The organism is Pandoraea sputorum (genome assembly GCF_000814845.2).
GTDB classification, from domain to species: Bacteria; Pseudomonadota; Gammaproteobacteria; order Burkholderiales; family Burkholderiaceae; genus Pandoraea; species Pandoraea sputorum.
This window is the reverse complement of record NZ_CP010431.2, coordinates 837,077-851,184: the sequence shown is the minus strand read 5'-3', so window position 1 is coordinate 851,184 and position 14,108 is coordinate 837,077. Positions and strand designations below refer to the sequence as shown.

The 14,108-nt window shown below is 63.5% G+C and carries 10 protein-coding genes; 6 read left to right on the top strand and 4 right to left on the bottom strand.

Going from position 1 to position 14,108, the window contains the following annotated elements:
- Nucleotides 1–60: 60 nt before the first annotated feature.
- From NA29_RS03855 to NA29_RS03845, 3 genes are all read left to right on the top strand, one after another.
- Nucleotides 61–1,389, top strand: a complete 1,329-nt coding sequence (locus NA29_RS03855) for an MFS transporter (RefSeq protein ID WP_052252500.1) — start codon at nt 61–63, stop codon at nt 1,387–1,389.
- Between the two features lie 214 nt (nt 1,390–1,603).
- Nucleotides 1,604–2,905: an MFS transporter gene (locus NA29_RS03850; protein WP_052252499.1), complete on the top strand. Its 1,302-nt coding sequence runs from the start codon at nt 1,604–1,606 to the stop codon at nt 2,903–2,905.
- A gap of 225 nt (nt 2,906–3,130) precedes the next feature.
- Complete coding sequence (locus NA29_RS03845; protein WP_039395922.1) at nt 3,131–4,378, top strand: sensor domain-containing phosphodiesterase; 1,248 nt, start codon at nt 3,131–3,133, stop codon at nt 4,376–4,378.
- A 109-nt stretch (nt 4,379–4,487) separates the two neighbouring features.
- On the opposite strand, the gene NA29_RS03840 is transcribed toward NA29_RS03845, so the two are convergent.
- Nucleotides 4,488–5,594 (bottom strand): NADH:flavin oxidoreductase/NADH oxidase, encoded by a 1,107-nt coding sequence (locus tag NA29_RS03840; protein ID WP_039395920.1) that lies wholly within the window; start codon nt 5,592–5,594, stop codon nt 4,488–4,490.
- A gap of 173 nt (nt 5,595–5,767) precedes the next feature.
- Between NA29_RS03840 and NA29_RS03835 the strand changes: the two genes are divergently transcribed.
- Complete coding sequence (locus tag NA29_RS03835; RefSeq protein ID WP_039395918.1) at nt 5,768–6,691, top strand: LysR family transcriptional regulator; 924 nt, start codon at nt 5,768–5,770, stop codon at nt 6,689–6,691.
- Between the two features lie 2 nt (nt 6,692–6,693).
- Here NA29_RS03835 and NA29_RS03830 read toward each other — a convergent pair whose 3' ends face one another.
- Nucleotides 6,694–7,851, bottom strand: coding sequence for an ABC transporter substrate-binding protein (locus tag NA29_RS03830; RefSeq protein ID WP_052252498.1), 1,158 nt, complete (start codon nt 7,849–7,851; stop codon nt 6,694–6,696).
- A 214-nt stretch (nt 7,852–8,065) separates the two neighbouring features.
- Between NA29_RS03830 and NA29_RS03825 the strand changes: the two genes are divergently transcribed.
- Nucleotides 8,066–9,472 carry an LLM class flavin-dependent oxidoreductase gene (locus tag NA29_RS03825; protein WP_052252497.1) on the top strand — a complete coding sequence of 469 codons (1,407 nt, stop codon included), beginning with the start codon at nt 8,066–8,068 and terminating at the stop codon, nt 9,470–9,472.
- Here the strand turns inward: NA29_RS03825 and NA29_RS03820 are convergent.
- Entirely contained in the window at nt 9,439–10,548 is a 1,110-nt protein-coding gene (locus NA29_RS03820; RefSeq protein ID WP_039395916.1) for a tartrate dehydrogenase, read from the bottom strand. The two genes, NA29_RS03825 and NA29_RS03820, sit on opposite strands and share 34 nt — an antisense overlap.
- Before the next feature lie 94 nt (nt 10,549–10,642).
- On the opposite strand from NA29_RS03820, the gene NA29_RS03815 reads away from it, so the two are divergent.
- On the top strand, nt 10,643–11,554 hold the full coding sequence (locus tag NA29_RS03815; protein WP_039395914.1) for a LysR family transcriptional regulator: 912 nt from the start codon (nt 10,643–10,645) through the stop codon (nt 11,552–11,554).
- 20 nt (nt 11,555–11,574) lie between these two features.
- On the opposite strand, the gene bglX is transcribed toward NA29_RS03815, so the two are convergent.
- Nucleotides 11,575–13,905 (bottom strand): beta-glucosidase BglX, encoded by a 2,331-nt coding sequence (gene bglX, locus NA29_RS03810; protein WP_218919676.1) that lies wholly within the window; start codon nt 13,903–13,905, stop codon nt 11,575–11,577.
- Nucleotides 13,906–14,108: the final 203 nt, after the last annotated feature.

The window sequence follows — 14,108 nt, the reverse complement described above, 5'->3', positions numbered from 1 at the left end:
AGTCGCGTCAGTCGTATCAGTCACGTTAGCCCCTAACCAATACAAGATTCGGAGACAACCATGAATGCATCGACCAGGACCGACGCGCGGCAGATGCGCCGTGTCGTCGTCGCCAGCCTCATCGGCGCCACTATCGAGTGGTACGACTTCTTTCTATACGGCGTCGTCGCCGGTATCGTGTTCAACAAGCTGTATTTCCCCGGCAGCGACCCGCTCATCTCGACGATGCTCGCTTACGGCACGTTCGCGGTGGGCTTCCTGAGCCGTCCGCTCGGCGGCGTGATCTTCGGTCACTTCGGCGACAAGCTCGGACGCAAGAGCATGCTCGTGATGACGCTCACCATCATGGGTATCGCCACGATGCTGATCGGGCTGGTGCCCACCTATGCCCAGATCGGATTGTGGGCACCGATTCTGCTGCTGCTGCTGCGCGTGTTGCAAGGCATCGGCCTCGGCGGCGAATGGGGCGGTGCGGTGCTCATGGCGTTCGAATACGCGCCGAAGGAAAAGCGCGGCTATTACGCGAGCATTCCGCAGGTCGGTCTAGCGCTCGGCCTGTGTCTCGCCTCAGGCGTGGTGGCCGTGCTGTCATACACGCTGACGAATGCGCAGTTCCTTGCGTGGGGCTGGCGTGTGGCGTTCTTCCTGTCGGTCGGGCTCGTCGCCATCGGTATGTACATTCGCCTGAACGTGATGGAAACGCCGGAGTTCGCGAAAATCAAAAAGGCGGGCACCGAGATCAAGATCCCTATCAAAGAAGTGCTCACGAAGAGCCCCGGCAACGTGCTGGCCGGTATGGGTGCGCGCTTCATCGACGGCGTGTTCTTCAACATCTTCGGCGTGTTCTCGATTGCTTACCTGACGCAGACGCTCAAGCTCTCGCAGACCGAAGCACTGACCGGTGTGATGGCCGCAGCGTTCGTGATGATCTTTACCATTCCGTTCTTCGGCAAGCTCTCCGATCGCATCGGGCGCACGCGCATCTACTTCTGGGGGTCGCTCGCGACCGGCCTGTCGTCGTTCGGCGGGTTCTGGCTGATGAAGGCGAGCGGCGGCAACGTCATGCTGGTATGGCTGTCCATCGTCATTCCGCTGGGTGTGATCTACGCGTCGGTCTACGGTCCCGAGGCTGCACTCTTCTCCGAACTGTTCGACGCAAAGGTTCGTTACACCGGTATCTCGTTCGTCTATCAGTTCTCGGGCATCTTCGCGAGCGGCCTGAGCCCGATCATCGCCACGTACCTGTTGCAGAAGAATGGCGGCGAGCCGTGGATGATCTGCATCTACGTGCTAGTGGCAGGGCTCATCAGTGCACTGTCGGCCGCGTGGATCGGCAGTCGCAAGCGTCGCCAGCAAGTGTGGCACGGCGCCGGGGTGACGGAGCACTGATCGACATCAGACGCTTGACGCCGATGATGAGCACGCGGCGCTGAAAGAAGTCATGAAAAGGCGTGTCCTGCACCGGGGCACGCCTTTGTGCTTTTGCGCTCGACGGTGCACGCGACACCGTGATCAGTTCGCCTAAGTGTCTTCATCGTGCGATGATGAAAGCTCGTGCAAGCCTTTGCCCCCAATTCTCTGGCCCGCGAGCCCTCGAAATCGAATGCAACGCGATCCGTCGCTAGATCCTGCCATTGCCATTGCCGAGGACGAACCCGATCGTCCCGGCCCGCTGTCCGAAGCCTCGCTGCTCGGTACGCCGTCGACGCCGCCCGGCCCTGCCCCGGCGGACGCCGTTCCCTTACCCATCAGCGTCTACCCCGCGCTCATGGGTATTCTGCTGGGCTACGGCGTGCTGGTCGTGGGCAACGGGCTGTTCGTCACTGCCGTGCCTTTCCATGCCCTGAAGTTCGGTGCATCGACGTTCACCATCGGGGTGATCCAGTCGTGCTACTACGCGGGCTTCCTCCTCGGCGCGTTCTGCAACCGCTCGCTGATCGAGCGCATCGGGCAGCATAGAGCGTTCGTAGCGTTCACGGCGCTGGGCGCCCTCTTCGTGATGGGCTTCGCGGTCTCCGAGTCGATGCTGTTGTTGTGTCTGCTTCGCGTGGGCACCGGCCTCGCACTGATGGGCATGTACACCACGGTGGAAAGCTGGCTCAACGGGTCGGTGCCGAACACCATGCGCGGACGCGTGTTCGGGTCGTACCTCACGATCAACTACCTCGCGGTGAGCACCGGCCAGTTCCTGCTCAATATCGGCGAGGCCGGTAGCGAAGGGCAGTTACTGCTCGTCGCCGGATTGTTCGTCGCCGCCATTCTGCCGATCACGCTGATGCAGGGCTGGCCCACGCGCGTGGCCGACGAGCGGCTCGTCAAACAACCGGCGATGAGTCTGTTCGACAGCATCACGGAAATGGCGCGCGCCACGCCGATTGCCATTCCGGGCTGCATTCTCGCCGGGTTCCTGTACAGCGCGTTCTACGCGATGATGCCGGTCTATCTCACGCGCATCGGCTTTTCCATCGGCAGTCTGTCGACGTTGATGGGCGTGGCGCTTTTCGGCGCGCTGCTCATGCAATGGCCAGTGGGACGCCTGTCCGACCGCATGGACCGGCGCACGGTGTCGCGGCGTCTGGCGCTGGCGTCGGTCGTGTTCTGCGCACCGCTCATCTTCATTCAGGCGCACTGGCTGGTCTTCCTGCTGATGTTCCTGTTCTCGGCCGTGAACTTCACGCAGTACGGGCTGATCGTCTCCCATGTGAACGACCGCACCGAGCCGGAGCGGCGCATCGGCGTAAGCGCCACGCTGCTCATCCTCTTTTCCGTCGGCGGCCTGCTCGGCCCGATGATCGCGTCGCTGGCCGTAACGCTGCTCGGCCCCGGTGGGTTGCACGTCTTCAATGCGGTGTGCGCGCTGGCCCTTGCCCGAGTAGCCCGGCGGGCGCAGGTGCTGGCCCCCTAGTTCGGCTACGCAGCCCACGGGAAGGCGATGCCGCGCGTGCGAGTGCCGCCATCCCCAGCATTCACGCCCCACTTTGGGGCGCGGACGGCATTCTCTGGTGCATCGCGTCACAAGACACGCGAAAAACGCCGTGAAAATCGGGGACAATAGCGCGCGCCTTTGAGCACGCTTCTTGCTCTCCTATTCTGTACATATATTTCGCTAGCCCCCGCGCCTGTCACGACCATGACCATCGATCTCGACGCTCCCGGACTCCTGCCGCCGCGAATGACTGCGGCCGACGACGGTCGGCGCATCGTCATATACGGCGATTTCACGATCTCCAGCGTCTTCCAGCCGGTGTTCTCGGTCTCGCACCGGCGCGCCATCGGCTATCACGCCTCGCTGCGCGCACACGATGCGCAGGGCCGCCATGTGCCGTCGCACGAGGTGTTCACGATGGCCGCGCGCCATGGCGACATGCTGGAGCTGGGCCGACTCGCCGAGTCGCTGCACCTGGGCAACTTCCATGAATTCGACAGTCGCGATGCGTGGCTCTTTCTGAATCTGCACCCTGCGGCGCTGATGGATACGGTCTATGGCGACGCGCTGATCGCCACGCTCAAGGCGACCGGACTATCGCCGCAGCGCGTTGTCCTGGAAGTGCCCGAACAGGCGGGCGGCGACACGCCGCGCTTCGGTGCGATCGTCGGCAGTCTGCGCAAGGCAGGTTTCCTGATTGCGCTGGGCGGATTCGGCGCGAAACACTCGAACATCGACCGTGTGTGGGATCTGCGTCCGGATATCGTAGTGCTCGATCGCGGCATTCTGGCGCAGGCCACCGAGCAATCGCATCTCGCGCGCGTGCTGCCGGGCCTCGTGTCGTTGCTGCACGAATCGGGACAGTTGGTGATGATGGGCGGCCTCACGACGGATCGCGAAGCGCTGATCGCACTGGAATGTAATGTCGATTTCGTGCAGGGCCAGTATTTCGCCGCGCCGGATTTCGACCCCGTGCCGCCGAAGGTGGCGGCCGAGCGCATGGACGCGCTCTCGTCTGCGCTGCGCACCCAGATCATCGAGCGCGAACGGGCACAGCATGCACGACTCGCGCCGTATGTCGCCGGGATCGAATCGGCGGCGGCGCGCATTGCACAGGGACAGGACATTCGTCAGGCAACGCACGACCTGCTCGCCCTACCCGACGCCGCACGCTGCTTCCTGCTCGACGCGGTCGGCCGCCAGATCGGCGACAACGTGCTGCCGCACAGTCATTCGTCACAACGCGCCAAACGCTTCCGTCCGCTGCTGCATTCGGAAGGCGCGAACTGGGCGCGGCGTCCGTACTTCATCGAGGCCATGCGCGCGCCCGGCGAAGTGCATTTCACACCGCCCTATCTCTCGATCAACGAGGCGCACCTGTGCGTGACGGCCTCCATCGCATCGCCCGCGAAGCAGGGGTTGCATGTGCTTTGCGTGGATATCAACTGGTAGGCATCACACCACGGACTTTGCGCGCGTAGCGCAAAAAAACGCCCCCGGCGTCTCGTGACGTCCGGGGGCGTTGCATTTCGAGCGATGCGTGTGACTGACTTCGTGCGACTTAAGCGGCGCGCGGTGCGCGGTAGCGTTCGAGCCAGTGAGCGTAAGGCGCGGGCAGCACCCACGTCGGACGCTTTTCGTCGAGTTCGCGCGCAGCGAAGTACGGCCAGTGCGGGTTCGCCAGATGGGCGCGGCCCACCATCACGAGATCCAGTTGGCCGTCTGCCACGATGCGGTTCGCCACGACCGGATCGTCGATACCCCACGCCGATGCCACCGGAATCCCCGCTTCCTTCTTCACGCGCTCCGAAATCGGTGCGAGGAACGGCGTGCCCCAGGGAATGTTCGCGTTCGGCGTCGAGAAGCCGACGCTCACGCTCAGCAGATCCAGACCGCCTTCGCGCATCTGACGCGCGAGCGTGATCGATTCCGCCAGCGTTTCTTCGTCGCGGCCGTCGTACTCGATGACGCCGAAACGCGCGGTGAGCGGCAGATGCTCCGGCCACACTTCGCGCACGGCAGCCAGCGTCTCCAGCAGGAAACGGCTACGACCAGCGAGGTCGCCACCGTAGTTGTCTTCGCGATGGTTGGCATGCAGCGAGAAGAAGCTCTGTGCCAGATAACCGTGGGCAAAGTGCAGTTCGAGCCATTCGAAGCCTGCGGCGAGCGCACGACGTGCGGCGGCCACGAAGTCGGCCTTCACGCGTGCGATGTCGTCGAGCGTCATCGCCTTGGGCACCTTGCCGAGGTCGCCACCGAAGGCGACTGCGGACGGCGAGATCGTCGGCCAGCCGCGCGGGTCGTCTTCACCGATATGGTCGTCGCCTTCCCACGGACGATTGGCGCTTGCCTTGCGCCCCGCGTGGGCGATCTGGATGCCCGGCACCGCGCCGTGCGACTTGATGGCCGCTGCGATGCGGGCCATGCCAGCCGTCTGTTCGTCGTTCCACAGACCGGTGCATCCCGGCGAAATACGGCCTTCCGGCGACACGGCGGTCGCTTCGACGATCACCAGACCTGCGCCACCGCGCGCCAGACTGGCGTAGTGGGCGAGGTGCCAGTCGTTGGTCACGCCGTCGATGGCGCTGTACTGGCACATTGGCGGGATCGCGATGCGGTTGCGCAGCTTGGCGCTCTTCAGTTCAAACGGGGAAAACAGGGCAGACATGAGGTTTCTCTAATTGGGGGCATTGTCAGGGCACAGCAGTGCCGGCCGGCGGAGCCTGCGGCTCGGGGCGGTCTTCACGGCAACTCGACCGGTTGGATCGACGCAAGCAATGGTAGCCCCACATCGCTATAATGGAAACCATCTGCAAATTATCGATTCGATAACACTTCATTATGGTCAATCCCCAGTGGCTCAAATCCTTCGCCACGCTCGCCGAGCTGGGTAACTTCACCCGCACAGCCGACCAGCTGGGGCTGACGCAGGCGGCGGTCAGCCAGCACATCAAGCATCTCGAAGAGGAATTCGGCCCGTTGCTCGTGCGCCGCCCGCGTGCCGTGGAACTGACGCCCGCCGGTCAGGCGCTGCTCGTCTATTGCGAACAGGTCGAATGCGCGGGGCGTCACTTGCGCGCCAGCCTCGAAGATGCGAACGAGGAATGCGGCAACATCAACCTTATCACGCCGGGGAGCATCGGGCTGTATCTCTGTCCGATCCTGCTCGATATGCAGCAGGCGAATCCCGCGATGGCCGTGCGTCACCGTTTCGCACCCGATCGCGAAGTGCTCGAAGGCATTCTTCAGAATCACTTCGAGCTGGGCCTCGTGACGCTGCGCCCCGACGATCCCCGGCTGACGGCAACGCCGTTCACGCAGGAACCGCTCGAACTTGTGGTGCCCGCCGGTGAGGACGTGCATAAGTGGGAGGATCTCAAGCGCATCGGCTTCATCGATCACCCCGATGGCGAGGCGATGTCGACGCGCTTGCTCAGTCGCCGCTTTCCGGGCAATCCGGGGGTGCAGAGTCTGCCGTGCAAGGGATGTACGAATCAGATCAGCCTGATTCTCGAATACGTCGCGCGTGGGCTGGGGTTCACCGTCATCCCGCAGTACGCGCGGCAGGCGTTCGCATCACAGGACGCTATTCGTGTCGTGGATTGCGGCCCGCCGGTCGTGGATACGCTATGGCTGATCCATCGCGCGGAGTGGCCGCTGTCGGCACGCGCGCAACGGGCGGTCGAGTTGCTGCGCGAGCGCGTCGATGCACCGCGCCCGCGTGCGTTCGGTGGCGAGAAGGTGTTGCAGCGCGTGAGCGCCTGACGTTACCGCGCCGCCTGCGTGAACTTGTTGAACGACGTATCGAACAGACCACGCACGTCGAAGCCCTTCGTCAGCGTGCCGGTTTTGACGAAGTCGTCGACACTCTTCTGCGCTTCGGCAATCGCAGCGTCCGTCAGCGGTTCATAGCGAATGCGCGAAGTGCTGAACCATTGATGCGCCAGCTTCGGATCGACACGCGACTTCGCGGCCCAGACGTCCGCGTAACGCTCGATATGCTTCGCATCCGCGAGCGACCATTCACGCGCACGTTGATAGCGCTGCACGAAGTCCCCCAGCAATTCGCGCTTGCTGTCGATCACCTTCTGCGTTGTGGACAGATAGCTCTGCGCCGCGATCAGGCCGCGCGCCGTCACGACGGTGCGCGCGCCCGCCTGACGCAAGCGCGTCACATACGGCTCCCAGGTCGCCGTCGCATCGACCTTGCCTGCCTGTAACGCAGCGGCCGAATCGACCGACGCCAGATACGAGTACTTCACCGAATCGAGCGGCAGCCCGGCAGACACCAGCGCCGCCTGCACCAACTGCTGCGACCAGCCGCCACGCGTGATCGCCACCGTCTTCCCCTTCAGATCGGCCACCGTCTTGATCTGCGTATGCGGTCCCGCGAGCAGTACCACGCTGTCCGGACTATCGCGATAAATTCCGATGACCTTGACCGGCGCCCCCTGTGCGGCGAGGAACAGCACCGGGCCATCTCCTTGCAAACCAATGTCGAGCGCACCCGCATTCACTGCTTCGATGACCGGCGTACCGGCGGGAAACTGTTTCCATGAGACGGTGTAAGGGGCGTCCTGCAAAGCACCCGACGCCTCGAACAGACTCTGCGCGTTATAGGCCTGATCGCCCACGACGAGCACCGGCTTATCTGCCGCCTTCGCTGCGTTGCTCGAGAACGGCAGAATGGCCGCGACGCTCAGCGCCACCGCCGCGCCACGGCGCAAGCGCGCACGCCACGTCGGCCAGCGGTCCTGTGCACGCGCTCGCAGGTCGCGCTTCGCCGAGCGTGCCAGCGTGGCACGTACCATCGCGGCACGTGACGGCGCGCTGACATAGAGCCCGAAGGCAATCGCCGACGCCGCGATGAACGCGTCAAGCACGGGACTGACCGGCGGGGCGGCATGAGAGGCAGTGTTCGTCATGGCATGTCGCCGCGCATCGGCGCAGCTTTGAGAGTGAGAGGATGTGCCAGTCTAGGCACGCCCCATCGCATTCCCAACCATCGATTGATGCGATCCATAGCCCGCGCCGTGCGAGTTTGCTTATGGCGGTTTGCTTATCTGATTTCGTTGTTTGTGGTGACGCGTCTCGTGCGCCTATCGTTGTCGTCTACCGAAATCGAACGAGAGCAAGCCCATGACGCAACCTGCCCGCAAACTCCGGCTGGGCGCCTACATGTCGGGTTCCGGCGTGCAAGGCGATAGCTGGCGCCACCCCGACACCGACACCGACGCCTACTCACAGTTCGCACGCTACCGACACTACGCGCAAGAACTGGAACGCGGTCTGTTCGACGCACTTTTCTTCTTCGACAACCTCTTCGTTTCGACGGACCCGGTCGCACTCGCCCATAGCCCCGGCGCGCCTCGCTGGGACCCGGTCGTGTTGCTCGCAGGACTGGCCGGGGCGACGAAGCACATCGGCCTCGTCGCGTCCGTCAGCACCACCTACAGCGAGCCGTACAACGTGGCGCGGGCGTTCGCGTCGCTCGACCATCTGTCGGGTGGGCGTGCCGGATGGAATCTCGTGACGTCCACCGGCGGCGGCGAGAACTTCAACCGCGACGATCACGTCGACCACGCCGAGCGCTACGAGCGTGCGAACGAGTTCTACGACGTCGTTACGGGCCTCTGGGACAGCCACGCCGACGACGCCTTCCCCCGCAACAAGGCAACCGGCCAGTGGGCCGATCCGTCGCGCATCCGCACGCTCGATCATCGGGGCAAGCACTTCCGCGTGCGCGGGCCGCTCAGCGCGCCGCGTCCGGTGCAGGGCTGGCCGGTCATCGCGCAGGCCGGGTCGAGCGAAGCGGGACGTGAGCTGGCCGCACGAGCGGGCGAACTGCTCTACACAGCCGCGCAGGATATCGAGGACGCCCGCGCGTTTTATGCGGACGTGAAGACACGTGCGTTGAAGTACGGACGCCAGCCGGAACACATCTTCATCCTGCCGGGCGTCTCGCCTATCGTGGGACGCACGCAAGCGGAAGCGGAAGACCTGTACGACAGCCTGCTGTCGCATCGCGATCCTGCGGTCGTGCTGAATGCTTTGACGAACTACGCGAGCCTCGGCATCGATCTCGGCAGCCTGCCGTTCGATGCGAAGGTGCCACTGCCCGAGCATGTGCCAGAGACGAACTCGCACAAGAGCCGTCAGAAACTGCTGGTGGACTGGATACGACGCGAACAGCCGACCGTGCGCGAGCTATACACACGCTTTACCGGTGGTGGACACCGCGTGCTGGTCGGCACACCGGCATCGATTGCCGACGACTTTCAGCACTGGTTCGAGACGGGCGCGGCCGATGGCTTCAACATCATGTTCCCGAGCGCGCCCGCAGGCATTACATCGTTCGTGGATCTGGTGGTACCGGAGTTGCAGCGGCGCGGCCTGTTTCGCACGCAGTACGAAGGCCGCACCTTCCGCGAGAATCTCGGCGTACCGGCCGTACCCAACCGGTACTTTGCGCCGCGCGACGTTGCATCGGCCGCGCAGACCGGCTCAGCAGATCAACCGGCCGAGACGACGGCCGCAATCGCCTGACCCACTTCGGTCGTGTTCGCGCGCCCGCCCATGTCGCCGGTGCGCGGACCGTCCTTGATAGTCTGCGTGATGGCGGCGAGGATCGCGTCGTGGGCTGCGCGCGTGCGGGTGTCGCCGCGACCGATGAAGTCGAGCATCATCGCGGCGGTCCAGATCATGCCGATCGGGTTCGCAATGTTCTTGCCCGCGATATCCGGCGCCGAACCGTGTACCGGTTCGAACAGCGACGGGAACTTGCCCTCGGGATTCAGGTTGCCTGACGGCGCAATGCCGATGGTGCCGGTGCACGCCGGGCCGAGGTCCGACAAAATGTCGCCGAACAGATTCGAGGCGACGACCACGTCGAAACGATCCGGATTCAGCACGAAGCGCGCACACAGAATGTCGATGTGCTGCTTGTCCCACGTGATGTCGGGATACTTCGCCGCCGTCTCGGCCGCACGCTTGTCCCACCACGGCATGGAGATCGAAATGCCGTTGCTCTTGGTTGCGACCGTCACGTGCTTACGCTTGCGTTGCTGCGCGAGGTCGAACGCGAACTTCAGCACGCGCTCCGTGCCCTGACGCGTGAACACCGACTCCTGCACGACGAACTCGCGCTCCGTGCCTTCGAACATCACACCGCCAATCGACGAATACTCGCCTTCGGTGTTCTCGCGCACGATCATGAAATCGATATCCCCTGCCTTGCGATTCGCGAGCGGAGACGGCACACCGTCGAACAGACGCGCCGGACGCAGATTGATGTACTGATCGAACTCGCGACGGAACTTCAGCAACGAGCCCCACAGCGAAATGTGATCGGGCACCGTCTCGGGCCAACCCACCGCACCGAACAGAATCGCGTCCACGCCGTCGAGTTGCTCCTTCCAGTCGTCCGGCATCATCTGGCCGTGCTTGACGTAGTAGTCGCAGCTTGCCCACTCGATGTGCTGATACTCGACGGGAATACCGAAGCGCTTGCTGGCGGCGTCGAGCACGCGCAGGCCTTCGGGCATCACCTCTTTACCGATGCCATCGCCCGGGATCACGGCGATCTTGAACGGACGCTGGGGGCGTTGGGACGTTTCGGTCATGGTCTGTCTCCTGAACGTTTGACGAATGCCGCTAGGTTATTCCATTCCATCGCGGATAAAATCACCCATTCGGTTAATCCACTATCCACGAATCGTGAATAAACCTCTACCCGTCAATCCCAATCTCGACGATCTGCGCGTGTTCTGTCAGGTCGCGCGCCGCGCCAGCTTCTCGGCAGCAGCCGAGGCGCTGGGCGTCTCGCCCGCCTACGTGAGCAAGCGCGTGGGCATGCTGGAGGCCGATCTCGGCACGCGTTTGCTGCACCGCTCGACGCGGCGCGTAGCGATCACCGATGCGGGTGAGCGGGTCTACGCGTGGGCCGAGAAGATTCTCGACGACGTGAGTCATCTGATGGAGGACGTGTCGAGCACGCGTCAGGTGCCACGCGGCACGCTTCGGGTGTCGAGCAGCTTCGGCTTCGGACGGCACGTCGTAGCCCCGGCGATGTCGCGGCTTCGTGCGCTGCATCCGCAACTCAATGTCCGGCTGGACCTGTTCGACCGCATTGTCGACGTTGCGGCAGAGGGTTACGACCTCGACGTGCGCATCGGCGACGAGATCGCACCGCATCTCATTGCGCGCAAGCTCGCAGACAACCATCGCGTGTTGTGCGCGTCGGCGGCGTATCTAGAAGCGCACGGCACGCCGCGCCAGCTAAGCGATCTCGCGGGACACGCGTGCATCGTCATCAAGGAACGCGATCACCCGTTCGGCATGTGGCGGTTGCAGCAGCGCGGCGAGTCCGTCTCGCTCAAGGTGACGGGACCGCTCTCGACGAATCACGGCGAAGTCGCCGTGCAGTGGGCGCTGGACGGTCAGGGCATCGTGCTGCGGTCGATGTGGGATGTGGGTGCGCTGATCGCGCGCGGAGAACTGGTGCAGGTGCTGCCTGATGTTACACAACCGGCCAACGTCTGGGCGGTGTATCCGTCGCGCGTGGCGTCGTCTGCCAAAGTGCGCGCCTGCGTGGAATTCCTTGCGGGGGAATTCCAGACGCAGGCGTGAAGCTTCACGTTACTGAAGCGTCACTTAAGCGTAAACGTCGCTTGCTGGACGTTCTGCGAATCGAGTCCGATCTGCACGTTGAAGTCGCCCGGCTCCGCCACGTATTGCAGCTTCGCGTTGTAGAACTTCAGCGAACGCTCGTCGATGGCGAACTGCACGGTGCGCGACTCGCCCGGCTTCAGGCTCACCTTCTGGAACCCCTTCAGTTCCTTGATCGGACGCACGATCGACGCCGCCACGTCCTGCAAATACAACTGCACGACCGTCTCGCCTTCGCGTTTGCCGGTGTTGCGCACCGTCACGCTCGCCTCCACCGTGGCGCCGATCGTCATCGTCTTCGCCGAGAGTTTGACCTTCGACACGTCAAACGTCGTGTAGCTCAGGCCGTAGCCGAACGCGTACAGCGGGCCGGAGTCTTCCTCGAAGTATTGCGACGTGTAGTTCGCGGGCTTGCCCGGCGTGAACGGACGGCCGATGCGCAGTTGGTTGTAGTACGTCGGGATCTGACCGATGGAGCGCGGGAATGAGATCGGCAGCTTGCCCGACGGGTTGTAGTCGCCGAACAGTACGTCGGCAATCGCATGACCGCCTTCGGTGCCCGCGTACCACGTCTCCAGCATCGCATCGGCATTGACTTTCGACCAGTTCAGATCGAGCGGACGGCCGTTCATCAGCACCACGACAAGCGGCTTGCCCGTCGCCTTTAGCGCCTGCAACAACGCCAGCTGGCTGCCCGGCAACATCAGACTCGTGCGGCTCGACGCTTCATGTGACATCCCGCGCGATTCGCCCACGGCCACGATCAGCGTGTCGGCGTTGCGCGCAACCTGTACCGCTTCGTCGATCATCTGCTGCGGCGTGCGCTTGTCCTGCACGACCTCAGGATTGTCCCAGTCCAGGAAGTTCAGATACTCGACCACGCGCGGATCGTCGGTGATGTTCGCCCCGCGCGCGTACGTGACTTGTCCCTTGTCGCCGAGCGTGTCGCGCACGCCTTGCAGCAACGAAACGGCCTGCGCCGGTTTGCCCGCTGCGGACCAACTGCCCATCATGTCGAGCTTCGAATCGGCGAGCGGCCCGATCACGGCGACCTTGCCCGCCTTCTTCAACGGCAACGCGTCGTGCTGGTTTTCGAGCAGGACGATGGACTTGCGAGCGATATCGCGCGCGGCGTCACGATGCAGACGGTCGTCGGCATACACATCCTTCGGGTCTTGCGGAGCGTTGCCGATACGACGATACGGATCGGCAAAGAGGCCCATGTCGTACTTCGCGCCAAGCACTTCGCGCACGGCGTCGTCGATGAAACGAATCGGCACGTCGCCCGACTTCACGAGATCCGGCAACTGCTTGAGGTATTGCTGATCCGCCATGCTCATGTCGACGCCCGCTTCGATGGCGAGTTTCGCGGCTTCACGGCCGTCCTTTGCCACGCCGTGACGCATCAGTTCTTCAATCGCGCCGTGATCGCTCACCGTCACGCCCTTGAAGCCCCATTCGTCACGTAGCAGATCGCGCAGCAGCCATTTGTTCGACGTCGCGGGCGTGCCGTTCACGGAGTTCAACGCGATCATCACACCGCCTGCACCGGCATCGATACCGGCGCGATACGGCGGCAGATAGTCCTGATACATGCGCATCGGGCTCATGTCGACGACGTTGTAATCGCGCCCGCCCTCCACCGCGCCATACAGCGCGAAGTGCTTCACGAACGCCATCAGGCTGTCCGGATTAGCGGGCGAGGTGCCCTGAAAGCCCTGCACGCTGGCGCGCGCACTCTGCGACACCAGATAGGGGTCTTCACCGAAGCCTTCCGAGGTGCGGCCCCAGCGCGGGTCGCGCGAGATGTCGACCATCGGCGCAAACGTAGCATCCAGACCGTCCGCGCTCGCTTCCTGCGCGGCCACGCGTGCGGCCTGCTTGACCACCGTCATATCCCAGCTCGACGCGAGGCCGAGGCTGATCGGGAACACGGTGCGATGGCCGTGCACAATGTCGTAAGCAAAGAAGATCGGAATCTTCAGACGGCTTTGCTTGACGGCGGCATCCTGCAGCGGACGATTCTCACTGCGCGTGACTGAATTGAACGTGCCGCCGACGCGACCGGCGGCGATTTCCTTGATGAGTTTTGGCTGCGGCATGTCCGCGCCGATGCTGATCAGGCGCAGTTGGCCGATCTTCTCTTCGAGCGTCATGCGCGCGATGAGATCGTCGATAAAGCGTTGCTTGGCGGACGCCGAAGGCATCGCGACGGGAACACCGCCGTTGCTAACGTTGTCGGAGGCTTGAGCGGCGCTGGCAAAGGCCGGCGCGACTGCGAGACTGGCGGCAAGCGCCAGTGCGGAGAGCATTCGCATCTGATGGCGATCCAATTGAGTGCGACGTGTGGCGCGCGCAGTAGCATCCTGCACCAGAACGTCTGGGTCGTCGTATCGGCGGGCGTTGCGAGTGCCGCAAAACGTCGAACTCGCAACACGAAGTGCGATACTTTGCCACAATTGGCGTTTTTAGAGAGATTTCTGTGCCTCCATGCGGAATGGCACCGCCCCGAAGG